The organism is Vibrio fujianensis (assembly GCF_002749895.1).
GTDB classification, from domain to species: Bacteria; Pseudomonadota; Gammaproteobacteria; order Enterobacterales; family Vibrionaceae; genus Vibrio; species Vibrio fujianensis.
The window spans coordinates 47,881-72,827 of sequence record NZ_NBUS01000037.1 but is presented as its reverse complement, the minus strand read 5'-3'; the positions used below and the strand labels follow the sequence as shown (position 1 = coordinate 72,827).

Here is a 24,947-nt window from a genome sequence, read left to right as displayed (position 1 = left end):
GGATTCCATTGACTCACCGAGACTACGCGCAATCAGCAGTATTTATTACCGGTCATCTTAAAAATGACGCCGTGGATGATATGGACTGGTCAACCTTAGCGCGCAGCCAACAAACTTTGGTCATTTATATGGGATTGATGAAGTCGAGTATCGTGACTCAGCAGTTAATTGAACATGGTCGCAGTGCTAATACACCGATTGCGATTATCGAACGTGGTACACAGGCAGCACAAAAAGTGTTTCGCGGTGCACTGAGTGATTTACCGCAACTCGCGACACAAGCTCAGTCACCGTCGCTGATCGTGATTGGTGAAGTGGTGGCTTTGGCCGACAAATTAGCTTGGTTTGGTCGAGAGGCTTGCTCATCAATGCAATACCAGTACGCGTAATTTTATTCTTTAAATTGAAAAGCCCAAGTGATGGGGCTTTCCGGCCATTAGGTAGCGAAAAGGAAGCACGGACAATGGATCAACCCCGCTTAACTCATCTACAACAGCTTGAAGCTGAAAGTATTCATATCATTCGTGAAGTGGCTGCGGAATTTGCCAATCCTGTGATGATGTATTCGATTGGTAAAGACTCTTCGGTCATGCTTCATTTGGCGCGTAAAGCATTTTATCCGGGAAAGATTCCATTCCCATTGTTACACGTTGATACCAATTGGAAATTCCGCGATATGATCGCGTTTCGTGATGCGATGGCAAAGAAATACGGTTTTGAGCTCTTGGTGCACAAAAATCCACAAGGAATGGCAATGGGGATCAATCCGTTTGATCACGGTTCAGCCAAACATACTGATGTTATGAAAACCCAAGGATTGAAGCAGGCTCTGGATCAGTATGGTTTTGATGCGGCTTTTGGTGGTGCGCGCCGTGATGAAGAAAAATCGCGTGCTAAAGAGCGCGTCTACTCTTTTCGAGATAAGCACCACACTTGGGATCCAAAAACTCAGCGACCTGAATTATGGAAAACTTACAATGGTCAAATCAATAAAGGCGAAAGTATTCGTGTTTTTCCACTATCCAATTGGACTGAACTCGATATTTGGCAATACATCTATCTAGAAGGGATCGACATTGTACCATTGTACTTGGCAGATATTCGTCCGGTGGTTGAGCGAGAGGGGATGTTGATTATGGTCGATGATGACCGAATGAAGCTGCAACCGAATGAAAAGGTTGAGTATAAGAGTGTACGATTTCGTACGCTTGGCTGTTACCCACTCACCGGTGCGATTGAATCGAACGCCAACACGTTGCCAGACATTATCGAAGAGATGCTAGTGGCGACATCGAGTGAGCGCCAAGGCCGAGCAATCGACCATGATCAGTCTGGATCGATGGAATTGAAAAAACGTCAAGGTTACTTTTAGGGTCAATAGATCCTTTGATCTAAGGAAAGAAAATGAATAGTGCAGTTCACGCTCAACTTGCAGAGCTCGGTATTGAAGGGTACCTCAATCAGCACCAACACAAATCGCTACTTCGCTTCCTCACTTGTGGCTCAGTGGATGACGGAAAAAGTACGTTAATTGGTCGCCTGCTTCACGACTCAAAACAGATTTATGAAGATCAACTCGCGGCGGTGCATTGCGACAGTCAACGTGTTGGGACGACGGGCGAGCGACCAGACCTAGCGCTGCTGGTGGATGGTTTGCAGGCCGAGCGCGAGCAGGGGATTACCATTGATGTGGCGTATCGTTACTTTTCCACCCAGAAGCGCAAGTTCATTATCGCCGATACTCCGGGGCATGAGCAGTACACGCGTAACATGGCGACGGGGGCATCAACCTGTGATCTGGCGGTGATTCTGATTGATGCGCGTAAAGGTGTTTTAGATCAAACGCGTCGACATTCGTTCATCTCTAATTTATTGGGATTGAAGCACTTTGTGGTTGCGGTCAATAAAATGGATTTGGTCGATTACTCCCAAGCGCGTTTTGAAGAGATTCGAGCTGAATACTTTGAGTTTTCCAAGCACCTGCAAGGTGATGTCACTATTCAAATCATTCCACTTTCGGCGCTTGAAGGTGATAATGTGGTGGATAAAAGTGTCTACATGGACTGGTATCAAGGCCCATCTTTGCTAGAACTACTTGAACGCGTTGATATTAAACAGGAAAAAGGCAACGGTGAATTTCGTTTTCCTGTGCAGTATGTTAATCGACCTAATCTTGATTTTCGTGGCTTTGCTGGCACCATTGCCTCTGGTTCGTTGAAAGTGGGCGATACGATCAAAGTATTACCTTCAGGTAATACGTCAACGGTGACTCGTATCGTGACGTTTGATGGTGATTTATCAGAAGCGAGTGCCGGTCAGGCTGTGACTCTGACCTTGGCCGATGAAATTGATATTAGCCGTGGTGATCTATTGGTATTAGCCGATGCCTCTTTACAGAGTACGCAGCACTTATTGGCTGATGTTGTCTGGATGACAGAGCAACCGTTACAAGTTGGATATGAATACGATATTAAAATCGCCGGCAAGAAAACGGTTGGGCGGGTGGAATCGATTCGTTATCAATATGATATTAATCAGCTCTCGACCTTTGCTAGTGAAGCATTGTCACTGAATGGTATTGGTCGATGTGAGTGGACATTTCATCAGTCAATCGCGTTGGATCACTACTTAGATTGTGCCGATACTGGTGGCTTTATTATTATTGATCGCTTAACCAATGTCACGGTTGGAGCTGGATTGGTTCGTGAGTCGTTAACTAGCATATTACCAGAACGCCATTCTATTTCAGCGTTTGAGTTAGAACTCAATACGCTGATTTGTAAACATTTCCCACATTGGAACGCTCGTGATCTTTCAATGTTGAAGGAGCGTTTATGAGTCAAATAAAGGACAATATTGTTTGGCATCATCACGAGGTTGATAAAATATACCGGGCAGAGCTTAAAAATCAACGTCCTGCGGTATTGTGGTTTACCGGGCTGTCTGGTGCAGGAAAATCAACCATTGCTGGGGCTTTAGAAAACCGGCTTGCACAATTAGGCTACCACACCTATTTATTGGATGGCGATAATGTGCGTCATGGTTTGTGTGGCGATTTAGGCTTTTCTGTACAAGATAGGAGAGAGAATATTCGCCGAATTGGTGAGTTAGCCAAACTCATGGCGGATGCGGGATTAATTGTATTGACCGCATTTATTTCACCTTATCGAGAAGAGCGGCAGTTAGTGCGAGCGCTATTACCAGAAGGAGAATTTTTTGAAGTGTATGTTAATACTCAATTAGCGGTCTGTGAACAACGAGATCCTAAAGGATTATATAAAAAGGCTCGTGCGGGTCAAATAACTCACTTCACTGGTATTGATGCAGTTTATGAAGCCCCTTTGGCAGCCGAACTCGATTTACCGGCAGGAGAAGCAGGCGTTGAGACCTTAGTAGAAACCTGTTTAGACTATTTGCATCAACGTGGTGTCATTCATCTGAACTAAGCCTTGATCGCCCAACAATAGCAACCGACTGTTACGGCTTGTGATGGTTAGACTGTATGATGGATGGTATTGGCGCTATCGCTGTGGACAACAAATTTCTGACCAAGTAGAGCAATCAGTTGATCGTAATAGCTCATGTTGGGTTTATTACCAAGCAGTCGACACAATTCATTGCCTGTTGGAGTGAAACGATAATACAGTAAATGGACGCCTTTCGAAGTGGCATTAAGCGTCAAGTGCTTATTTTGATAATTGAAGCTAAGCGGTGGGTCGAGCTCAATTTCTCCGGACTCTAGTTCCGTGGCGTGCAATAAGCCGAGTTCAATTAACACCAGTAAGCTGGAATAAGGCAATTGGTGGCTACCAATATTTAGTGTAATGGTCGAGTTGCGCTTTCCTAAACTAAAAAGACCATTATTTATTTTTAATCCAAACAGTACCTTCAAGCTGGTATCACTACCAAAGCTACATGCTAATGTGGCTGCGCGTTGTAAAATTTGCGCTTCTTTTGGTGTCATACTCTGCAGTACCGTTAATGCTTTCATGGAGGTAAAGCCTGGATTTGTGACTTCTCGCTTGAGTACTTGAGCCCAAAGACGCTGCATGGAGGAGTTATGAATGTCCTGAGCCATATCGAAGAAGCGATATAACCAATCTTGATCCGGATCACCGGCCGTTTCGTTGTGACATGCCACATGTGCCAGTTGAATAATGTGCTCTAAATTTTTTTGGCGCTGCTCTTTACGATCTCGCTCACGTTTTAGTGCCCGATCTAAGGCGGTTTTTTGTGGTTTTTCTGAGAGCAATAGCGCATCAAGTCCATGTTGCTTAGCAATGGTAGAAATGCGGCTCGCGCTATCTTTGAGATAGCTGGATTTTTTTTCTTTATGAGATTCGGTCGTGGTTGGGTGTTCAATCACGACAGAGGATTTTAGCTCGGCCATGTGGTACCAAATTTCATCATCGAAACAATAGAATAAAATGTACCTTGGATTGAGCTAGGGGACTAGTGAAACTCTTGGTGATAGCGCACAAATTTGCCCTATCAAACATGATAATAATTTGTTAAAATTGTTATCATGTTTGTGGGGTGATGATGAAGTGCAATAAAGGAAGTCGCTGGTTTAAATACCTATCGGCCACATTACTATTCATGGTTTACTTGGGCTTACTTAGTTATCTGGCCAAGTATCTTGTGTAAATAAGATGGCTCGATAGGTGATCATTTTTATAACTAATAGTTACATATCATCATAATCGGCCAGTGCCTCGCCTTCGATAAGGTAGCCCGTTTCTGCGATATCAACGCTGACGATCTGTGTTTTTAGCGTGCCTATAACGTAAACCACATCCCATAATTGTTGTACTGGAGCGCCTTGCGGGAATTTCACATAAACAATTTGATTCGGGGGAGGTGGCGGGACATGAATACAGGCACCAAAGTAAGGGACAAGTAAAAATTCAGTGACAGTATTTTCATCACCTTCTAAAGGGATCACAAACCCTGGTATTTTTACTTTGCTGCCATTAAGTTCAGAGCGAACACTGCCGATCTGATTCTGCTGGGCGGGTAATTCACGGTTATGATCCACCATGGGCATGCCTATTTTATCCACTAGGTGGCGTTCATGTTCTGGAATAAGATCAATCCAATCGAGTTTGAGAACCTCACCATGGCTATAAGCGCGAGGTACAAACAGCATCAGTATCGTTAAAGTTAGGCTGAGTAATCCTTTGTACATCAAGATCTCCTAAAGTCTAATGGTCATACCATCACTCAGTGATTGTCGATAGGCGCGCAGAGCCGGAATAAAGCCGATCATGGTCCCCGCGATCTGCACATAAGCCAGTAGCTGCCATTCATAAGTCGTCAATGATTGCAACGATAACTGAATACCATACTGGCTGGCTATGATCGGTGCGGCGAAGGCTAGTAGAGTATATAAGCCAATGATTCCGGTCAGAATCCCGAAAAAAGTCAAAACCGTTGCTTCACTAATTAATAACATAAAAACATGCTTAGGTTGTGCGCCCATAGCACGTAAAATAGACATTTCTCTTCGTCGCTCTTGTAGACTCGTGAGTAAACTACTCAGCATTCCAAGTAGTCCGGTAATGACCACAAAGATAGAAACAGCCTTTAACGCTTGTTCTGCAACCGACATCATGCCCCAAAGTTCATGCAGGGCGACGCCAGGTAAAATAGCACTAAGTGGTTCATCCCGATATTGATTAATTTGTCTTTGTAAGGCAAAGGTCTGAATTTTCGAATTTAGACCAAGTAGCATGGCGGTAATTTGCTTTGGCGTAAATTGATATTGTTCTAATTGCTGCTTATTGGGGGTGTGGCCTAAGTTGGCCCCCGATTCCCAGCCTACATGGATGGCTTCAATGGCTTCAAGAGAAACGTGGACGGTTTTATCCACTGGAGTTCCTGTTGGCGCTAAAATTCCGACGACGGTAAAAGGTAAGTTATCATGTCGACTAAAACCCACATCACTGATGCCATGAGCGATAATAATTTCGCTACCTAATTGATAACCGAGTTGTTTGGCAACGTCTGCACCGAGAACCGTTTCAAATAAACCAGTAAACGCTCTTCCTTTGGCAAGCGTGAGTGGTTGCTTATGTCCATAGCGAAAATGTTCAAAGTAACTATGGTTTGTTCCCATCACTCGGAATCCTTTATGAGAATCACCTAAGGAGATTGGAATGGCCCATTTTACGGCTCGGTGTTGACTAAATTCTTGATAGCTTTTCCAGTCAATATTATTGGTCGCATTACCGATACGAAAGACTGAATAAAGTAGTAAGTTCACTTGGCCTGAACGTCCGCCGACAATGAGGTCTGTGCCTGAAATGGTATTTGCAAAGCTTGCTTTAGCTTGAGTTCGAATTCGTTCAACTCCCACAAGAAGCATCACGGAAATCGCAACAGTTAATAACGTTAATAAGGCCGTTGCTTTTCTATTGAGTAAGCTTTTCCAAGCTAAATTATAGATAACATTCATTCGATACCTCGTGCCTGATTTAAGGAAGGTAAGTACACACTACGCTGGAAAAGTTTTTCTAAACTTGGGTCATGACTGACAAATACCAATGTTGAACCAATCCGATTAGCCTCTTCTAATAACAGTTCAATAAAAGCGGTACGGTTATCGTAATCTAAGGCGGAGGTCGGTTCGTCTGCGATTAATAAAGCCGGTTCCCCGATTAATGCTCTGGCTGCCGCGACTCGTTGCTGCTGACCGATACTTAACTCCAACACTGGTTTATGCAATAGCGATGTTGGTAAGTGTAATTGAGTCAGTAATTCAATGGCTCGATGTTTCAGGCTGCCTTGGATGGTTTTTCGGCGCGGTAATGAAAACTGACAAGGAAGGATGACATTTTCAATCAGCGAGAGATAAGGCAATAAATTAAATTGTTGAAATATGTAGCCAATATGATCGGCTCGAAAACGATCGCGTTGTTGCGCTTTCAATTGAGCAAGATCATGTCCAAGTAGACGGACTTTACCTTGATTGGCAACATGAATTCCTGTCAGTAAGCTTAACAAGGTAGATTTACCACAGCCACTTGGCCCTTTAATAAATAAGTGCTCTCCGACTGAAACAGAGAGTTTCTCAATATCTAAAGTCACTTGGTTGTTATTTGGCCACTGAAATTTGACTCGCTCCAATTCAATGATTGCGGCGGTGGCATTGGGAAAGGTTGCGTTCATCACGGTTCCTTTTACAGAAAAATGGGTAAGTATTTACTTACCCAAATAAACGTTAGAGTGAAATACGTGTTTGTTTTGGCGTCAACGCTAAGGCGGTTTGTACTGTATCTGTCAGCAAATTTACACTCATTTTTTCTGTGCTTGGAAATAACTTAAACCACTGGCTGTCGATGTGACGAAGGTCAGAAATATTTTCACAATGGTAGTGGTATTGGGCGTTAAATTCACCATGTTGGTGGTCGTGGTCGTGGTCGTGGTCGTGATGATGTTCATGCTCATGGTGATGTTGATCAGTATGATGTTTTTCACCATCAAGTGAATGAGTAATATGTGCCTCTTCCAATTGACAGTTTGCTTGGGCCGTTAAGTTAAATAAGCCATTGGCCTGCTCTAGAATTTCTAGGGCACGGTTTAGGCTTTGTCTTTCTTGATCGGTTTCTGGTGGATGTTCAAATCCAACCACATCAGCACCTGGCGCAGTGACTTCAATCAATAAGTCGTGCCCATCTTGTGCAATATTGAGTTCAACATGTCCATGAACATGGGCATCATGTTGGCGAAAATCCTGAGCGAAAACCCCGCCGGATAAAGCAGCAGAGAGACTTAATACGAGTAAAGGTTTAGTGAACATAGTCATCAATTCCATCATAATAAAATAAGTTGGCCCCTATAATCAGGGGGAAAGCATAAATTAAAATAGAAAATCAGATCTGGGCGGGGAGCGTGCTAAATAAGCAAACTGATTCAGTACGCTAGAAAACAGACGAAAAAAACGGGCAGTTGGGTACCGGTTTGGCCAAATGGGAGGAGTCGCCATCACATGACTTAACCCATGTTGAGCCACTGAAAATAATTGACAGTGATGATGCTCATGATGGCTTGGGTCGATATCCAATTGATGAATGATCGAAGCGACATTTAGCCATAGACTCAATAAGACAGCAACTAAAGCGACAGCCTGGGTATTAAGACGTAAATGTTGCAAGCTGAGCTTCATAATTCACCGTATAAGAAAAACAGAACTGTTATAATATAACAATTCTGTTGGCAAGCAAGCAAAGAGTGGCAGCGATGAGTTATGATGAGGTTAAATGCGTTTGAATTAATGTGAGCACTTGGTTAATTTGATCGTCATTTAAAGCGCCTTGTTTGATATATATGACTAACCCTTGTTTATCTAACACAATAATCGTTGATGACTTTTCGGGTAATGCCCAGCTTTGTGCGACAACACCAGAGGCATCGAGAACAATAGAGGACCAAGGAAATGATTTTTTACTCTCTTCTGCTGATGATTTCACAAATGATCCGGTTCCCCAAATGGCATCATCTTGATTAATGATTGAGGTTGTTTGATAGTGTTGCTGTGGAAATTGTGCTGCTGTCAGCGCTGCCATCAACGGAGCATTCATCTCTTTTGCTGCACTTCGTCCAGCCAGGGCTTGAATCACTCTGACTTTACCGGCTAATTGTGTACTACTCCAAGGCACAAACTGAGGCTCTTTTCCCTTTAAAACTACTTCGCCATATTTTTCGACATTCACGGGTGGAAGTGGTTGGCCAAGCATTAAATTATGTGCCGATGTGACTAAGGTATAGCTAGAGAGCAGTAGCGTGAGCAATGTTTTTTTTATCATGGTGAGTCCGTTTTAACCAATAAATGGTTTAAGTTAATGGTATATCGGTAAGCGAGAACCGCATTATGTTCCTGAAATTGGTAATCACTGTTGTTAACGTAAGGACTAAAATTATAGAGCAAGAACGCATGTTTGCCTTTTTTGACTTCCAAATAGACCCCAATCGCCTCACCAAATTTACTAAATCGAATGTTTTTTGTTTCGCCAAATTCAGGATGAGATGGTTGAGTAATTTGATAATTACCGCGTAGATTAAGGTATCCCAAACCAACCCCAACTCCAGTTTTTATTTGCCATTCATCTGGCTGATGGCGATTAAAATGGTAAAAAAATAGTGGCATGGCATAAAGAGCATAACCAGATATTTTGGTATCAAGATTGGTTAGCTGATTGTTTTGATGAAGCGTTTGTCGATCAACTTTGATCAGGTTGCCATCGAGTTGAAACTGTACACCGAATGAACTTTGCTCTGAAAGATAATAGCCTTTTGATAAGAGAGAGACTGTTGGAGACAGAGCGAGCTTGTTGCTCATTTGTGCAATGTTTTGAGCTGACTCGTCACGCACATCAATGTTATTGGTGGTTAATTGTAGACCCAGATTGAGCTCAATAGCGCAAACTGGCAGGCTATAGCAAAGAGTAAAAATTATGCTCGTACTTAAATAATGGCTCATACAAGAAGGCTCTTTTATCATTCAACCAGCGATTGATAAACCCGCTTCATTGGTATTACTGAAGCGAGCGTTACATTAGTCCGAGGGATGATTACTTATAAAAAGCACACCCCGGTACCACCTAGGCCGCAATATCCTTGCGGGTTTTTAGCTAGATATTGTTGATGAGAACTTTCCGCAAAATAATAAGCGCCAGCAGGAGTAATCTCGGTGGTGATCGCCGCTTTATGGTGTTGGCTGAGCAATGCTTGATATTCTGCGCGGCTCTGTTCGGCCAGCGTTTGTTGTTCATCGGTGTAAGTGTAGATCACCGAACGATATTGAGTGCCTAAATCATTACCTTGCCGCATGCCTTGGGTCGGATCGTGATTTTCCCAAAAGGTTTGCAGGAGTTTTTTAAAAGGTAGAACCTCGGGATCGTAGATCACTCGGACCACTTCTGCATGGCCAGTTTGGCCGGTACAAACCTCTTGATAAGTAGGATTTGGAGTAAAGCCGCCCGCATAACCAACAGACGTCGAAACGACCCCATGGCGTTGCCAAAATAGTCGCTCAGCGCCCCAAAAGCAGCCCATCCCAATCAGTAATTGCTCTTGTCCCGCGCTAGGTTGGCTGCGCAGAGGGGTGTGATGGATAAAGTGTTTGTCTTCAAACTCGATGGGAGTCTCTCGGCCTGGTAAGGCTTGATCCGCTGAAATAAGCGAAGATTTGTTGAGCATGGGATATTCCTTATTCATTATAGTCAATGGAACGTTGAGTGAAATTCTGTGTCTCACTGGCAGAGTTGGATAAAAACATCTTGCGGTAGTGAGATCAACTGAAATGATTTATCCAATCATCAACATTTATCATTCAATGATTGTTTGGATAAGTTCGCTCTCTTTATGACGATTTTTATGGTTATCGATAAGCTTATGAGGGGTTATCCTACAGACTTCTTATCTTAGAGTCGGTATGATTTTATGTCTATTGACCTAGCTTGCGGTAAGGCGCTTCATCACTGTTGAATATGAAATCACTCCGATTCTCTATCCTATTCGTTGCTTTATGCTTCTCTTGCACTGTGCTGGCGAAGGTTGATTTAACCATTCGAGGCTTGAGTGGGGATCTAAAAGATAATGTTGATGCCTATTTGTCTTCGATAGCGGACAGTGATTATTCGACTCAATTACGTTTTCAATCTCGTTTAGAGCGAAGAATGGCCGAAGCATTAAAGGCGTTGGGTTATTACCAACCGACCTTTATTTTTGAAGTGACAGAGCCTGATCAAGCGATGACTGTGCGTGTCGATCCTGGAGAGGTGGTTCGTTTAGCGCTTGTTGAGATTACTGTTGACGGTGAAGCACAACAAGATGCTGATTTTATGCGCTTAATTGAACGAAGTGGATTAACGGTTGGTCAACCACTTAACCATAGCCAATATGAGAGTTTAAAGTCATCCTTGCGTAATTTGGCCCTACAAAAAGGCTATTTTGACGGTGACTTTCAATTGAGTCGATTAGAAGTCGTTCCTGACCTGCATCAGGCTTTTGTACGATTACATTTTGATAGCGGTATTCGTTATCATTTTGGGGCGACGACAATTTCCGGCAGTCAAATTGAAGAGGTACGCGTGCATTCATTGCAACCGTTTAAGCAAGGCGATCCTTATTTAGTCTCGCAAGTCGGTCAATTCAATCTTAACTTAGCCAATACCGATTGGTTTTCTTCCGTTTTTGTTAAGCCCGATCTTAGTCATATTGACTCGGGGCAACGGCAACTCCCCATGATCGTTTCTTTAGCACCTCAAGCACGTAATCAATTAGAAACCGGGATAGGTTATTCGACTGATGTTGGCGTGCGCGGTTCTTTGAAATGGAAAAAACCGTGGGTGAACGATTTAGGACACAGTTTTGATAGTAGCTTTTCGATTTCCGATCCAGAGCAGAGTATTACTGCCGGTTATAAAATCCCGTTACAAGATGTGTTACACCAGTATTATCGTATCCAATATGGGATGAAGCATGTCGATAATCGAGATACGAAAAGCCTTGAATCTAACTTATCGCTCGAGCGACATTGGCGATTAGACAGTGGTTGGCAGCGAACTTTGTTTGTTCGTTATTTGATAGAAAACTATGAGCAAGGTGTCCTTGACGATAGCGTACAATTTGTATTGCCAGGGTTGACTTACACACGGACTCGGACTCGGATGGATCGTGCTTTATTAACCTGGGGAGATAAACAGAGCATCACGATTGAATATGGTGATCCTGAATTTGTTTCTGAAACACGGGTTACGCGAGTTCAAGCTGGCAGTTCTTGGTTGCGCAGTATCGGTAATAACCATCGTGGTTTAATACGAGTCAATGGGGGGGCGAACTTCGCCGAGGAATTCGAGAAACTCCCGCCTTCGCTACGATTTTTTGCCGGGGGGGATAATAACTTGCGAGGTTATGGATATCAGTCCGTCTCACCACGTGATGAAAGTAATTCATTAACTGGAGCCAAATACATGGCGACCAGCTCACTTGAGTATCAATATCGTTTAACCGGTAATTGGTGGGGGGCTTTATTTGTCGACTCTGGGGATGCTTTTAACGACAATCCTGATTGGAAAACCGGAACCGGTTTTGGCTTGCGTTGGATTTCTCCCGTGGGGCCGCTGCGGCTTGATTTTGCTTGGGGATTAGATGCTGACCCTGGCGACCAGTTTAAGATCCACTTCACTTTAGGGCCTGAACTATGATAAAGCGGGCAATCAAATGGAGCAAATGGTTGTCTGCCAGCCTCGCAGGAGTGGTGATCATGCTACTTTTGTTACTGGCTGGTATATTGTTTACTCATCCAGGCTTAAATGTTGTGTTATGGGGAGTACATAAAGCGTTACCTGAACTTTCTGTTAGCGAGAGTGAAGGTGCTTTATTTCCCCGTTTTACCTTACATAATGTCACGTTCAACGATAAGGCCTTGTCGCTGCAGGTCACTCTTGAACAGCTAACGCTTGCGATAAACGCCAATTGTTTGCTTGAGCCCATGGTCTGTATTAATGACGTTATTGTTTCTGGTTTAGCGGTCAAGCTACCGCAATTACCGACGGCAGAAGAGCACGGTACTACAGCGTCATCTCCTGATCCCATGACTCACTTTTCAAGTCCGATTCCGATCAGAGTTGGGCGCTTAACGCTAAATAATGTTGAGCTTAATTTGCTTGGTCATCATATCGCTTGGCAACATTTTGCAACGGGGGGAATGCTGCAAAATAATCGCTTAAGCATTGACCCAACACAATGGAACGGCGTTCGTATCACATTAGCCGAGGCCTCACCATCCGATGAAACGCTTCCCTCTTCAATGGCGAATATGCCACTTACATTGCCGGAGGTGAGCATACCTTTGCGGGTTGAGTTGAGCGGCTTTGAATTGAAAGATGCAATACTACAGCAAGAAAATCCAATACAAATTAATCAGTTGTCGTTAGAGGCTCGTGCCTTTAAGTCTGAAGTGGAAGTGAAAAACTTAGCACTAGATATGCCGCAGTTAGCGGCAACATTAGCGGCTAAAACCACCTTAAGTGGCGATTATCCTCTCCACCTGACACTGAGTTCGTTATTGAAACAGCAAGCGCTAAAAGGGCAAACTCTACAATTAAACGCAACCGGTAGTGTTGCCGATCTTACTCTCGCTGCTCAATTGTCAGGTCGGGCAAAAGCCAAACTGTATGCCCATTTACAACCGCTGAAAACTAAATTGCCTTTTGAGGTTCGCATTGAACAACTTGACGCTCAGTGGCCATTGAATGGTGATGGAGAATATTTTATTACGGCTCCCCATATTGGTGCTAAAGGCTCATTGACGGCTTACCGACTGGAGTTAGAGAGTACTTTTTCTGGGCGCGATCTGCCTGATTCAGCATTTGTTTTGCAAGGTGAAGGTTCAATGAGCCACCTAGCTTTGCATCAATTACAGTTGAAAACGTTAGGCGGTGAAATACGAGGACAGGTGACGGCGGATTGGGCTGATTTAATTGAGTGGCACGCCAAACTTGATATGAGTGATATTCAACCTGAAATGCAATGGCCGGAACTGCCGGGAGTCATTCAGGGGCAATTCGTTACATCGGGACAACTGACTGAGCAAGGCGGGTGGAAAGTTGATTTACCGCTTTTAGATATTCAGGGAAAAGTCCGAGGATTTCCTCTCGATATTAAAGGCGATCTAACGGCGGATGATATGGCAGGGCGTGGCGAATTTCGCATCGCCACTTCAGGACTTTCGCTAGCTCATGGCCCCAATTCACTAACGGCTAAAGGCCAGTTGGATAAAGCATGGCATATGAATGTCGCATTAAACTTGCAAGCACTGGATAAAACGTTCCCGGAGCTTTTTGGCCAAGTTCAAGGTGATATCGCACTGCGCGGAGCCATCTCTGAGCCGAATATTCATTTAGCGTTACACGCGAATCAACTGATTTGGCAAGATCAAGCAAGCATTAAACAAGTGCATTTAGTCGGTGATGTGATGCCAATGCCAGAGCTTAAGGCGAATCTGCGTTTAGCGGTCAATGAGATCGACTATCAAGATCAAACGATAGACAGCGTCAGGCTGACGGTAAATGGCCTATTGCCAAAGCATCACTTAACGCTGGAGGTTGATTCTGAACAGGTTTCAACTCACTTAGCTATCCAAGGCATGTTGCAAGAGGAGCCTCACCTGATCTGGCAAGGGCAATTGGAGCGGATGGATGTCACTTCCAAGCAAGGGCGTTGGGTGTTGAATCAAGCGACCGATATACATGCTGATCTTGAACAGCAAGCTGTGATTATTGAACCTCATTGTTGGTTACAAGCGGATTCATCTTTGTGTCTCACTCAGCCAGCAACAGTTGGTCAACAAGGGGACGTTGATTTAGCGATTAAGCAGTTTTCATTTCCACAAATAGCCGTGTATCTTCCTCAAGATACACAACTTCAAGGGCAAGTGAATGGACGGCTGGCGGCTAAATGGTCACCAGATTCCCCCCCTCAAGTGGATGTCTCGTTACAGCTTCCGGCAGGACAAATTCAGCAAACGCTCGAACAACCGATCCGGTTGGCTTGGGATAATATCGACATCAATGCTCAACTTGCGAGCAATACCCTAAAGGCAGATTGGCATTTTAATATCACAGATAATGGCGATTTTTCTGGCCAAATGAGCATTCCAGATGTGACTCAAGAAGAGAAGCAATTGGCAGCCGTGATTAAGCTTACCCCATTTAATATTGATTTTTTGGCTCCCTTAATTGGAGAGTATAGCCAAGCAAAATCGACCATCACCGCGGATCTAGTCCTACAAGGCGCGATGTTGCATCCACAAGTGCAAGGGCATATTGGACTAAACGATGTACAACTGAAAGGTGACATTTCTCCGATTGATATGGATTCCGGTCAAGCATCAATAGACTTTTTGGGTTATCAAGCGACGCTACACGCGCAGATTGGTACGCAAGATGGCTTACTGAATATTACCGGTGATGCCGATTGGCATGATATGGATCAATGGCAGGTCAATAGTCGAGTGTTTGCAGATTCATTACTGCTGGATATACCACCGATTGTGAAAATGAAGGTAGTTCCTGATTTAACTTTAACCATGCAACCGAATCTGGCACAAGTTACGGGGTCGATAAACCTCCCTTGGGGGCGGATTACGGTCGAAGAGCTACCTTCGAGCGCCATCGAAGTGTCTAAGGATCAAATTATATTGAGTAAAGATTTGCAGCCTTTAAGTGAGCAAAGTCGTTTACCGTTACGGTTTGAAACAGATTTACAGATCGTGATTGGTGAGGATGTTCGTCTGAGTGCCTTTGGCTTAGAAGGGGGGCTACGAGGGCGATTGAATTTTACTCAGCGTGATCGTGGGCCATTGGTGATCGGTGAGGTTAATATTTTGCAAGGTCAGTATCGATCATTTGGCCAAGATCTGCAGATTCAAGAAGGGAAAATTTTAATGAATGGCCCTGTGGATCAGCCCTTTGTTTCCATTAAAGCGATTCGTAATCCGAATAACACCCAAGATGGTGTCATCGCCGGGATTCAAGTCACAGGGCCTGCAGATGAGCCCATGATCTCTATTTTCTCTGAGCCAGCGAAACCACAAGCGAATGCGTTATCTTACTTACTGCGTGGACAAGATATTGATGGTGAAGCGGGCGGTAATGCGATGACCATGACCCTTATCGGGCTAAGCTTAGCGCAAAGTGGTAAATTGGTGGGGCGAATTGGTGAAGAATTTGGTGTGCAAGATCTACAATTAGATACAACGGGCTCGGGAGAGGAGGCGCAAATTACCGTAAGTGGCTATATTTTACCTGGACTGCAAGTAAAGTATGGTGTTGGTATCTTTAATTCAGTTGGCCAATTTACTGTGCGTTACCGATTGATGAAAGATCTTTATCTAGAAGCGGTTTCTGGACTAGACAGCGCAATCGATCTGCTTTATCGGTTTGAATTTAACTGAGGAGAAAACCATGCATCTGGTTTTTGTTTATGGCACCCTGCGACAGGGGGAAAGCCACCATGATTATTTAAATGGAAGTAAGCTGTTAGGTTATTTTGAAACGCCACCGAGCTATGCGTTACATGATCTTGGCCCTTATCCAGGGTTGATTGCTGGCCAGCAGTCCATTAAAGGGGAGGTGTATCAAGTCGATGAGAAAACCTTGATCAAGCTGGATGTATTAGAAGATGTTCCCGTTGAATATCGGCGAGAAACGATCGACACGCCCTATGGACTTGCTTGGATCTATATCTATCAAGATACCAGTGGATTAACCAACTTGATTGAGTCTGGAGATTGGTGCCAACGTATTTAAATTTTCGTCGCCAATGGTAAAACAGCCAACTCATGAGAGCTGGCTGTTGACGTGGCGGAAATGAAAGTCTATTTCTGCTGAGCACGCTCGTAAGAAGACAAAATTTCTGCGCGAGCAGAGGCGGCATCTTCCCAACCCTCTACTTTTACCCATTTACCACTTTCTAATTCTTTGTAATGCTCAAAGAAGTGAGTAATTTGCGCTTTAAGCAGCTCTGGCACATCATTGATATCTTGAATGTGATCATACTCTTTGGAAAGTTTTGAGTGTGGCACCGCGATCACTTTCGCATCTTCACCGGATTCATCGGTCATTTTCAACACACCCACAGGGCGGCAACGAATCACTGAACCAGGCATTAGCGGGAATGGCGTTGGGACAAGCACATCCACAGGATCACCATCTAACGATAGTGTATGGTTGACATAGCCGTAGTTGCATGGGTAAAACATAGGTGCTGACATGAAGCGGTCAACAAATACCGCGCCAGAGTCTTTATCGACTTCGTACTTGATAGGATCAGCATTGGCTGGGATTTCAATCACAACATAGATATCGTCAGGCAGTGATTTGCCTGCTGGCACATGATTTAAACTCATTAAGGTTTCCTTTTTGTTAACCGGACTTCAAAAAACGTCATTAATTATTATGCAAACTGAGTAAAGGTGCAAAACCGATACACAATAAAGGGCAAAGTTTACCTGTAAATATTCCGATCCCCAAGAGGATGTTGGCAGAGAGTGTCAACCCGTTTTTAAATGCATGAGAAAAGTGGATTCCCCAACCCTATCTATGTGATCGTGTTGGGGAATGTTTTAACCAATGATTGGAATACAAAGGATCGGAATCGGGTTATTCATCAGGATGGTTGGCGAGGAAGCTTTCGACTTTCTCAACCATGGTTTTTGAGCCGACAAAAAATGGCACTCGCTGATGTAGCTCGGTTGGTTTGATATCAAGAATACGATCAACACCATCAGAGGCTAAACCACCCGCTTGTTCAATTAAGAATGCCATCGGATTGCATTCGTATAGCAAACGTAACTTTCCGTTTGGATGACTTTGGGTGCTTGGATAAAGGTAAATGCCCCCTTTAAGTAGGTTACGGTGAAAGTCAGCCACTAAAGAGCCAATATAGCGTGACGTGTAAGGGCGATTCTCTTCAGGGACACTTTCTTGACAGTACTTAATGTATTTTTTTACCCCAGTGGGAAAGCGAATATAGTTGCCTTCGTTGATGGAGTAAATTTTCCCTTGTTCTGGAATACGCATATTTTCATGAGATAAACAGAATGAACCAATGGAGGGGTCGTAAGTAAAGCCATTGACACCATGACCCGTGGTATAAACTAGCATGGTAGAAGAACCGTAAATAACGTATCCCGCCGCGACTTGTTTATGACCGGGTTGTAAAAAGTCTTCAGCGGTAGGGGGCGCTCCGACGGGAGAAATTCGGCGATAAATGGAAAAGATCGTGCCTACCGAGACATTGACATCAATGTTAGATGAACCATCTAGAGGGTCCATAAGGACGACATATTTTGCATTTTTGTTGAGATCTTTATTAAAAGCAACCGCTTCATCTTCTTCTTCACTTGCCACGCCACAGACTTGATCGCGAGCTTCCAGTGCCGCTTTGAATTTTTCATTTGCGTAGAGGTCGAGCTTTTGTTGTTCTTCACCTTGAATATTATCTTGACCGGAAGCGCCTGTGATATCAGCCAGTCCCGCTTTATTAATTTCACGGTTAACAATTTTGGCAGCGAGGCGAATAGAGGCGAGCAGTGAGGAGAGTTCACCACTTGCATGAGGGAAGTCATGTTGTTTTTCAACAATAAACTCGCCAAGGGTGCGCATCTTCGACATGTAATTTCCTTAACATTTTTTATCATGGGGGGATTATCAACGCGGTGATGGATGTTGGTTGAGTCTTTAGAACGGTATTCACACGCGCCTTGCGAGGATTTTAGGGCTTAGATCTTTTTACGGGTAATAAACTAACTGTTTGAGATCTCAATTTAGTTGTCGACTATTTTAAAATTACATTAGGTTGATTTTCGATGCTCGCTTTTATGACTTGAATCAGGATAATGCTTGTTAGATAACACCGCATTGATGAGGTTAGTTGGATGCACATTCATATTTTGGGGATTTGTGGCACCTTTATGGGCGGCGTGGCTATGCTGGCTCGTCAACTTGGTCATAAAGTAACAGGGAGTGATGCTAATGTTTATCCGCCGATGAGCACGATGCTAGAGACACAAGGGATTGAAATTATTGAAGGATTTGACCCTGTGCAATTAGAACCTAAACCAGATTTAGTGGTGATAGGCAACGCCATGAGCCGCGGAAATCCGTGTGTGGAGTATGTGCTCAATCATAACCTTCGTTACACCTCTGGCCCTCAGTGGCTGCATGATTTTTTGCTTCATGATCGCTGGGTACTGGCGGTGGCGGGTACTCATGGTAAAACCACCACATCCAGCATGTTGGCTTGGATTCTCGAGCATTGTGGCTATCAACCCGGATTTTTGGTGGGTGGCGTACTTGGTAACTTTGGTCTTTCCGCTCGGTTAGGAGACAGCATGTTTTTCGTGGTGGAAGCTGATGAATATGACAGTGCTTTTTTTGATAAGCGTTCTAAGTTTGTACACTACCATCCACGTACCTTGGTGATGAATAACTTAGAGTTTGATCATGCGGATATTTTTGATGATCTAGAAGCGATTAAACGACAATTCCATCATTTAGTTCGAACGGTGCCGGGGAATGGTCGACTACTAGTACCGAAGCAAGATAGCGCCTTAGCCGATGTTTTAACCCGAGGTTGTTGGAGTGAAACTGAGTTTACTGGCCAGCAAGGTGAATGGCAGGCAGAAAAACAAAATCCAGAAGGTTCCTATTTTACCGTGTACTTCCATGGAGAAGTTGTGGGTGAGGTCGATTGGACACTGATTGGCGATCATAATGTCAATAATGCCCTCATGGCGATTGCCGCGGCGCGACATGTCGGGGTAACGCCGGAGTTAGCTTGCCAAGCCTTGGCCAGTTTCATTAATACGAAGCGTCGCTTAGAGCTGAAAGGCCAAGAAAATGGGGTGACCGTTTATGATGATTTTGCTCACCACCCAACGGCGATTGAGTTGACTCTCGGTGGGCTACGCAACAAAGTTGGTAAGCAAAAAATTATCGCGGTGTTAGAGCCTCGCTCTGCAACGATGAAATTAGGGGTACACAAAACCACGTTAGCGGCTTCCTTACAGCAAGCTGATTCGGTTTACCTCTATCAACCGGACAATATTGAGTGGTCAGTGGCTGATGTCGCTAAGCAATGCCAAGCTCCGGCTTATACTTCCGATCAGTTGGACGTGTTGGTGAGTGAAATTTGTGCAGAAGCGCAGCCCGGCGATCATATTTTAGTGATGAGTAACGGTGGATTTGGTGGTATTCATAGCAAGCTGTTGGCAACGTTGCGTGAACAGGCTGAGAATGAAAAGAAGGACGATTTAATTCGATGACACCATTAACCAAAAAAAAACAAGCCATTACTTTGGCTTGGACAGGCGCTTCTGGCGCACCTTATGGGCTGCGTCTTTTAGAGTGTTTACTGGCGGCCGATTACACGGTTTACTTACTGATTTCCTCAGCGGCCCGTGTGGTGCTGGCAACCGAACACGGTTTGCAGTTATCTAGTCAACCCGAGGCCGCAAAACAGCAGTTAGTTGCCCATTTTGATTGTGATCCGAATCAGTTGGTGGTGTGTGGGAAAGAGGAGTGGTTTTCACCGGTAGCCTCTGGATCGGCTGCGCCAAAACAGATGGTGGTGTGCCCATGTTCGGCGGGGAGTGTCGCTGCCATCGCGCATGGTATGTCGGACAATTTGATTGAACGTGCTGCCGATGTGGTGATCAAAGAGCGTGGTCAGCTTTTGTTGGTGGTACGTGAAACGCCATTCTCAACACTGCATTTAGAAAATATGCATAAGCTGTCACAACTGGGGGTCACCATTATGCCCGCTGCGCCGGGATTTTATCATCAGCCAACCTCGATTGAGGACTTGGTCGATTTTATGGTTGCGCGTATTTTGGATCACTTGGGTATTGAGCAAGGACTTGTGCCTCGTTGGGGTTATGATCAACGTCGGTAAGTAGCTTCTTTACTCATTTACGATTACAATCTTCTTCACTCATCGGGGAGCTTACCATTGCTAAAAGTGATGGCGCTGAGATCAAGCCAAGCTTGGGACCCGCATTAGTCACACTTTGTGTGGTTAAACACCTGAACCAGATAATGCTGGCGTAGGAATTGAGCAGAATGAGGCACTTATCCATTCTTTCTCAAGCCTGTGCCGCTCATAAAGGAGCGCAAGCCTTGAATAATCAACTTACTGCTACTGTGGTTGCTAGTCTATTTTGCTCATCACTGGCATGGGCAGGTAATGAAACCTTGACTGTTTATACTTATGACTCATTTGTCGCGGACTGGGGGCCGGGGCCGGCCATTAAACAAGCGTTTGAAGCGCAATGTGACTGCCAGCTTAATTTTGTCGCATTGGATGATGGGGTGTCCATTCTTAATCGCTTACGTCTTGAGGGGCGTAATAGTCAAGCTGATGTGGTGCTGGGGTTAGACCATAACTTAATGGCTGAGGCCAAACAAACCGGATTATTGACCGAGCATCAAGTCAATACCGCCGCGATACAGTTACCCAATGGCTGGGATGATAAGACCTTTATTCCTTATGATTATGGCTATTTTGCTTTTATCTACAATCGGGAAAAACTATTAAATCCGCCAGCTAGCCTACGAGAATTAGTGGAGCAGCGTTCCGATATTAAGGTGATTTATCAAGATCCTCGCACCTCAACTCCAGGGCAAGGCTTATTGCTGTGGATGAAGTCTGTGTATGGTGACAAAGCCAGTGAAGCGTGGAAACAGTTATCGAACAAGACGGTCACGGTGACAAAAGGCTGGTCAGAGTCTTACTCCATGTTTTTAAAAGGCGAGGCGGATATGGTGCTCTCGTATACGACCTCTCCGGCTTATCATGCGATAGCGGAAAAAGATCAGCGCTATGCTGCGGCCAGTTTTAAGGAAGGACATTATCTACAGATTGAGGTGGCGGCAAAGGTTGCTAGTAGTCAACATTCGCGACTCGCGGACAGCTTTATGCAGTTTATGTTAAGCGATGATTTTCAGTCGGTGATCCCGACTACAAACTGGATGTATCCCGTCACCGATGTTCCCCTGCCCCAAGGTTATACAAATTTATCGATTCCGAATAAAGCGCTCTCGTTTTCAGAGCACGAAGTGGCTAAGCAGCGACGGAGTTGGATTCGTGAATGGCAGCATGCGTTAACGTTTTAAGACGATATGAATACGGTAGCCCCGAAATGGGGAATTGTGCTAGCAAGTCTCGTTGCGCTCTTTATTTTTGCTACGATTGGCGCTCTATTTTGGTATTCCCCTTCATTAGCGCTTGGAGAAATCTGGCGTGATGCTTATTTTCGTCATGTCACCTGGTTTAGTTTTTATCAAGCGTTGCTTTCTACCCTGCTCAGTGTCGGATTGGCGATCCCAGTTGCTCATGCTTTGCATCGACGACGATTCAAAGGGCGAGATCTGCTGCTAAAACTGTTTGCCATGACCCTAGTATTACCGGTATTGGTCGGGGTGTTTGGCCTATTGGCGATTTATGGTAATAGCGGATTATTAGCCAAGCTGCTGAGCCAGTGGCAGCAACCGTTACCTTTCTCCATTTATGGTTTAAATGGCATTTTGCTGGCTCATGTGTTTTTTAATCTGCCTTATGCCAGTCGCCTTTTACTGCAAAGCCTAGAAGGTATTCCAGTAGAACAGCATAAACTGTGTGCTCATTTGGGGATGAATCAATGGCAAAAGTTTAAATCGGTCGAGTGGCCTCGCTTACGCCAGCAGCTCCCTTCGGTGGGAAGTTTAGTCTTTATGCTGTGCTTTACCAGTTTTGCCACCGTCATGGCATTGGGGGGCGGCCCCAAATCGACCACGATTGAGTTGGCGATTTATCAAGCGATTAAATTTGATTTTGATTTAGCGACTGGAGCTTTGCTCGCTCTGTGGCAAATGGTGTTATGCGCTTTACTTTATCTCACGATGCAGCGCTTTGCACGTCCATTGCCTGCTAGCCAAGGGCATGCTGGAGAATGGTTTAGATTAGGCAAAGAGACATTCGCTAATCGGCTTTGGGATGGATTCTGGATTGGAATGGTGCTGTTGTTGGTTTTGCCCCCTTTACTGATGGTGATCATTAGTGGGCTGAATGTGCAACTCTTTACCATATTGCGTCGCCAAGAATTTTGGTCAGCTGTCATCGCCTCATTGCAAATTGCCAGCTTAGCGGGAACTATCGCCGTTGGGATTGGCTGCGCGATTGTGCTGCCCAGCCGTTATTGGCGGATACAGCATCAACCTAAAAAAGCCAATAGTATCGAACTGATTGGCGCTATTATTCTGGTGACACCGGGGTTAGTGATTAGTACCGGGCTGTTCTTATTGCTTCGCCAAGCGATGGATGTGTTTAGTATGGGTTACTGGTTAGTGGTGGTGGTGAATAGCTTAATGGCGCTTCCTTATGTTATTAAAACCTTAGCTCAACCTATGCTGCATCTTGAGCAGCAATATCAGTTTTTATGTGCCAGCTTGGGGATTCGTGGCTGGGCAAGATTGAAGCTGATAGAGTGGCGCGCATTACAAAAGCCTTTTGCACATGCTTTATCGATCAGTTTCTTGTTGTCGATGGGGGATCTCAGTGCCATTGCCTTATTTGGTAGCCAGCAATTGACCACCTTGCCTCTTTATCTCTACCAGTTATTGGGCAGTTATCAGATGACGGCTGCTGCGGTGGTGTCTTTGGCTTTGCTTGTGCTTAGCGTCGGTGTTTATTACGGCGTTGAGCGCCTCTTTCATCACTATCATAAGGATGTATGATGCTCGCAATTAACCAATTGACTTATCAGTATCAACAAGCCTGGTTTTCGTTTGATCTTCAAGTTGAACGAGGCAGTATTACTGCATTAATGGGGCCGAGTGGCGCGGGAAAATCGACCCTATTAAGTTTGTTGGCTGGATTTATTGCCCCACACAGCGGTGACATATGGGTTGATGGGCAGTCCATATTGGCTAAAGTGCCTTATCAGCGTCCTTTCTCTATGCTCTTTCAGGAACATAATCTATTTAGTCATTTGTCCGTGCGAGAGAATATTGCGCTGGGACTGCATCCTGGGCTGAAATTGAATGTGCAGCAAAAAGATCAAGTACAATGGGTGGCCCTGCAAGTCGGTATTGAACCATTTCTTGATCGATTACCGGAACAGCTTTCAGGCGGGCAGCGACAACGTGTAGCGTTGGCTCGCTGCTTTGTTCAGTCTCATCCCATCTGGTTGTTGGATGAGCCTTTCTCTGCCTTAGATCCGCTACTGAGAGAAGAAATGCTGCAATTGGTGAAATCGCTGGCTCAAGCACGAAATATTACGGTATTGATGGTGACACACCATTTGAATGATGCCAAAACGATTGCCAGCCAATTTGCCTTTATGGATCAAGGAAAAGTGGAAGTGGTAGGGGACGTTTCTGCTTTGTCTGAGCCTCAAAATCATCCGGCTTTTGCCGATTTTATTCGCGCGGGTAGTTAATAGGCTTCAAGTAGGCTTCAAGCTTGACACCAAAAGAAATGTCGCAAGATAGCACACCAAACGAGGTTAATACGTTCGCTTGGTGTGTATTTTGGGACCGAATTTTGAACACCATTATGAATTAGATTGCTTCATCATTGAGTGTTTTGAGAATTTGGAAAATTTCTCGTGAGGCTTTTGGGGCTTTTTCCGCCTTTTTCTCTTTGCTTGCTTGACGGGCTAATTGACGCAGCCGCTGACGATCAGCTGCTGGATATTGTTGCATCAACTCTTCAATCGCACTGTCACCGTCGGCCACAATGCGATCTCGCCACTGTTCTAGCTTATGCAGAACAGCGGTTGACTGCGAATGTTTATTACGCAGTTTATCTAATGCGGCTTGAATCGGCTCCGGATCAATATTGCGCATGACTCGGCCAATGTATTGCAATTGGCGGCGGCGAGCTTCATTTTTGAAACGCTGGGCATCTTTAATTGCGTCCAGCAAATCTTCCGGCATCGGGATTTTTTGCAGCGCTGATGGTTTTAAATCAACCAGCTCTTCCCCGAGCTTTTGTAGCTCAATCATATCGTTTTTCAACTCGGTTTTACTAACCCAGATGATCTCTTCTTCCTCTTCCCAAGGAGCTTTTTGGTTTTTACGCGCCATAGTCTTCACTAATAAGTTATTTATCTTAGCTATTTTAGCAAGAATCGTGGGGAGAAAGCGAAATTCTTGTTATCCTAACCGGATAAAAGCTCAATTAGTTGGATGAGAGATGGATATAAGACAGCAAGTCGCAATGCAGCGCAGTGAATTGGAAGCGGCGGTAGCCAAAGCTCTTGATATGGCCTCAGCTCAAGCGGAGGCCGCCGAAGTCGCTATTAGCAAAAGCACTGGACTGAGTGTATCAACCCGGATGTGTGAGGTTGAAAATGTCGAATTTAACAGCGATGGGGCGTTGGGCATCACCGTGTATCG

At 44.6% G+C, this 24,947-nt stretch carries 24 protein-coding genes and 1 pseudogene; 13 read left to right on the top strand and 12 right to left on the bottom strand.

The window, feature by feature from the left end; all coding sequences use genetic code 11:
- The 4 genes from B7C60_RS17705 to cysC all read left to right on the top strand — a co-directional run.
- Positions 1–389: uroporphyrinogen-III C-methyltransferase (locus B7C60_RS17705; protein WP_245868482.1), on the top strand; the 389-nt coding region annotated here is incomplete at its 5' end.
- Positions 390–403: 14 nt separating this feature from the next.
- A complete protein-coding gene (cysD, locus tag B7C60_RS03445) occupies positions 404–1,372 on the top strand; it encodes a sulfate adenylyltransferase subunit CysD (protein ID WP_172953223.1) in 969 nt (322 codons plus the stop codon).
- 32 nt (positions 1,373–1,404) lie between these two features.
- Positions 1,405–2,838 carry a sulfate adenylyltransferase subunit CysN gene (gene cysN, locus B7C60_RS03440; RefSeq protein WP_099610453.1) on the top strand — a complete coding sequence of 478 codons (1,434 nt, stop codon included), beginning with the start codon at positions 1,405–1,407 and terminating at the stop codon, positions 2,836–2,838.
- Entirely contained in the window at positions 2,835–3,446 is a 612-nt protein-coding gene (gene cysC / locus B7C60_RS03435) for an adenylyl-sulfate kinase (protein ID WP_099610452.1), read from the top strand. Before cysN ends, cysC begins: the two co-directional genes overlap by 4 nt.
- A gap of 47 nt (positions 3,447–3,493) precedes the next feature.
- Here cysC and B7C60_RS03430 read toward each other — a convergent pair whose 3' ends face one another.
- From B7C60_RS03430 to msrA, 9 genes are all read right to left on the bottom strand, one after another.
- The gene (locus tag B7C60_RS03430; protein ID WP_099610451.1) at positions 3,494–4,390 is read right to left on the bottom strand and encodes a TIGR03899 family protein; all 897 of its coding nucleotides are present in this window, start codon (positions 4,388–4,390) and stop codon (positions 3,494–3,496) included.
- A 297-nt stretch (positions 4,391–4,687) separates the two neighbouring features.
- On the bottom strand, positions 4,688–5,149 hold the full coding sequence (locus B7C60_RS03425; RefSeq protein ID WP_237665822.1) for a DUF3299 domain-containing protein: 462 nt from the start codon (positions 5,147–5,149) through the stop codon (positions 4,688–4,690).
- Positions 5,150–5,197: 48 nt separating this feature from the next.
- Positions 5,198–6,457, bottom strand: a complete 1,260-nt coding sequence (locus tag B7C60_RS03420) for an ABC transporter permease (protein ID WP_099610449.1) — start codon at positions 6,455–6,457, stop codon at positions 5,198–5,200.
- Positions 6,454–7,170, bottom strand: a complete 717-nt coding sequence (locus B7C60_RS03415; RefSeq protein WP_099610448.1) for an ABC transporter ATP-binding protein — start codon at positions 7,168–7,170, stop codon at positions 6,454–6,456. The genes B7C60_RS03420 and B7C60_RS03415 overlap by 4 nt, the downstream gene beginning before the upstream one ends.
- A 52-nt stretch (positions 7,171–7,222) precedes the next feature.
- A complete protein-coding gene (gene zrgA / locus B7C60_RS03410; RefSeq protein ID WP_099610447.1) occupies positions 7,223–7,801 on the bottom strand; it encodes a zinc uptake protein ZrgA in 579 nt (192 codons plus the stop codon).
- 60 nt (positions 7,802–7,861) lie between these two features.
- Positions 7,862–8,167 carry a DUF2607 family protein gene (locus tag B7C60_RS03405; RefSeq protein WP_099610446.1) on the bottom strand — a complete coding sequence of 102 codons (306 nt, stop codon included), beginning with the start codon at positions 8,165–8,167 and terminating at the stop codon, positions 7,862–7,864.
- 79 nt (positions 8,168–8,246) lie between these two features.
- Positions 8,247–8,807 (bottom strand): YtfJ family protein, encoded by a 561-nt coding sequence (locus tag B7C60_RS03400; protein ID WP_099610445.1) that lies wholly within the window; start codon positions 8,805–8,807, stop codon positions 8,247–8,249.
- Positions 8,804–9,481, bottom strand: coding sequence for a hypothetical protein (locus tag B7C60_RS03395; RefSeq protein WP_099610444.1), 678 nt, complete (start codon positions 9,479–9,481; stop codon positions 8,804–8,806). Before B7C60_RS03395 ends, B7C60_RS03400 begins: the two co-directional genes overlap by 4 nt.
- Positions 9,482–9,576: 95 nt before the next feature.
- Entirely contained in the window at positions 9,577–10,200 is a 624-nt protein-coding gene (gene msrA, locus B7C60_RS03390; RefSeq protein WP_099610443.1) for a peptide-methionine (S)-S-oxide reductase MsrA, read from the bottom strand.
- A gap of 290 nt (positions 10,201–10,490) precedes the next feature.
- Between msrA and tamA the strand changes: the two genes are divergently transcribed.
- The 3 genes from tamA to B7C60_RS03375 are packed head-to-tail and all read left to right on the top strand — an operon-like array spanning position 10,491 to position 16,316.
- Complete coding sequence (gene tamA, locus B7C60_RS03385; RefSeq protein ID WP_099610442.1) at positions 10,491–12,209, top strand: autotransporter assembly complex protein TamA; 1,719 nt, start codon at positions 10,491–10,493, stop codon at positions 12,207–12,209.
- A complete protein-coding gene (gene tamB / locus B7C60_RS03380; RefSeq protein ID WP_099610441.1) occupies positions 12,206–15,961 on the top strand; it encodes an autotransporter assembly complex protein TamB in 3,756 nt (1,251 codons plus the stop codon). The genes tamA and tamB overlap by 4 nt, the downstream gene beginning before the upstream one ends.
- A 10-nt stretch (positions 15,962–15,971) precedes the next feature.
- Positions 15,972–16,316, top strand: a complete 345-nt coding sequence (locus B7C60_RS03375) for a gamma-glutamylcyclotransferase family protein (RefSeq protein WP_099610440.1) — start codon at positions 15,972–15,974, stop codon at positions 16,314–16,316.
- 68 nt (positions 16,317–16,384) lie between these two features.
- Here B7C60_RS03375 and ppa read toward each other — a convergent pair whose 3' ends face one another.
- Both ppa and fbp read right to left on the bottom strand, forming a co-directional pair.
- Entirely contained in the window at positions 16,385–16,915 is a 531-nt protein-coding gene (gene ppa, locus B7C60_RS03370) for an inorganic diphosphatase (protein ID WP_099610439.1), read from the bottom strand.
- 253 nt (positions 16,916–17,168) lie between these two features.
- Positions 17,169–18,182, bottom strand: a complete 1,014-nt coding sequence (gene fbp, locus B7C60_RS03365) for a class 1 fructose-bisphosphatase (protein ID WP_099610438.1) — start codon at positions 18,180–18,182, stop codon at positions 17,169–17,171.
- 263 nt (positions 18,183–18,445) lie between these two features.
- On the opposite strand from fbp, the gene mpl reads away from it, so the two are divergent.
- The 5 genes from mpl to thiQ all read left to right on the top strand — a co-directional run bounded on the left by mpl (position 18,446) and on the right by thiQ (position 23,986).
- The gene (gene mpl / locus B7C60_RS03360; RefSeq protein WP_099610437.1) at positions 18,446–19,834 is read left to right on the top strand and encodes a UDP-N-acetylmuramate:L-alanyl-gamma-D-glutamyl-meso-diaminopimelate ligase; all 1,389 of its coding nucleotides are present in this window, start codon (positions 18,446–18,448) and stop codon (positions 19,832–19,834) included.
- The gene (locus B7C60_RS03355; RefSeq protein WP_099610436.1) at positions 19,831–20,463 is read left to right on the top strand and encodes a flavin prenyltransferase UbiX; all 633 of its coding nucleotides are present in this window, start codon (positions 19,831–19,833) and stop codon (positions 20,461–20,463) included. Before mpl ends, B7C60_RS03355 begins: the two co-directional genes overlap by 4 nt.
- A gap of 167 nt (positions 20,464–20,630) precedes the next feature.
- On the top strand, positions 20,631–21,683 hold the full coding sequence (gene thiB, locus B7C60_RS03350; RefSeq protein WP_099610435.1) for a thiamine ABC transporter substrate binding subunit: 1,053 nt from the start codon (positions 20,631–20,633) through the stop codon (positions 21,681–21,683).
- A 6-nt stretch (positions 21,684–21,689) separates the two neighbouring features.
- The gene (thiP, locus tag B7C60_RS03345) at positions 21,690–23,282 is read left to right on the top strand and encodes a thiamine/thiamine pyrophosphate ABC transporter permease ThiP (protein ID WP_099610434.1); all 1,593 of its coding nucleotides are present in this window, start codon (positions 21,690–21,692) and stop codon (positions 23,280–23,282) included.
- On the top strand, positions 23,282–23,986 hold the full coding sequence (thiQ, locus tag B7C60_RS03340; protein ID WP_099610433.1) for a thiamine ABC transporter ATP-binding protein: 705 nt from the start codon (positions 23,282–23,284) through the stop codon (positions 23,984–23,986). The genes thiP and thiQ overlap by 1 nt, the downstream gene beginning before the upstream one ends.
- A gap of 121 nt (positions 23,987–24,107) precedes the next feature.
- On the opposite strand, the gene yjgA is transcribed toward thiQ, so the two are convergent.
- Positions 24,108–24,635, bottom strand: coding sequence for a ribosome biogenesis factor YjgA (yjgA, locus tag B7C60_RS03335; protein WP_099610432.1), 528 nt, complete (start codon positions 24,633–24,635; stop codon positions 24,108–24,110).
- Positions 24,636–24,744: 109 nt separating this feature from the next.
- Here yjgA and B7C60_RS17700 point away from each other — a divergent pair.
- A pseudogene (locus B7C60_RS17700) lies at positions 24,745–24,947 on the top strand (PmbA/TldA family metallopeptidase); the annotation flags it as partial.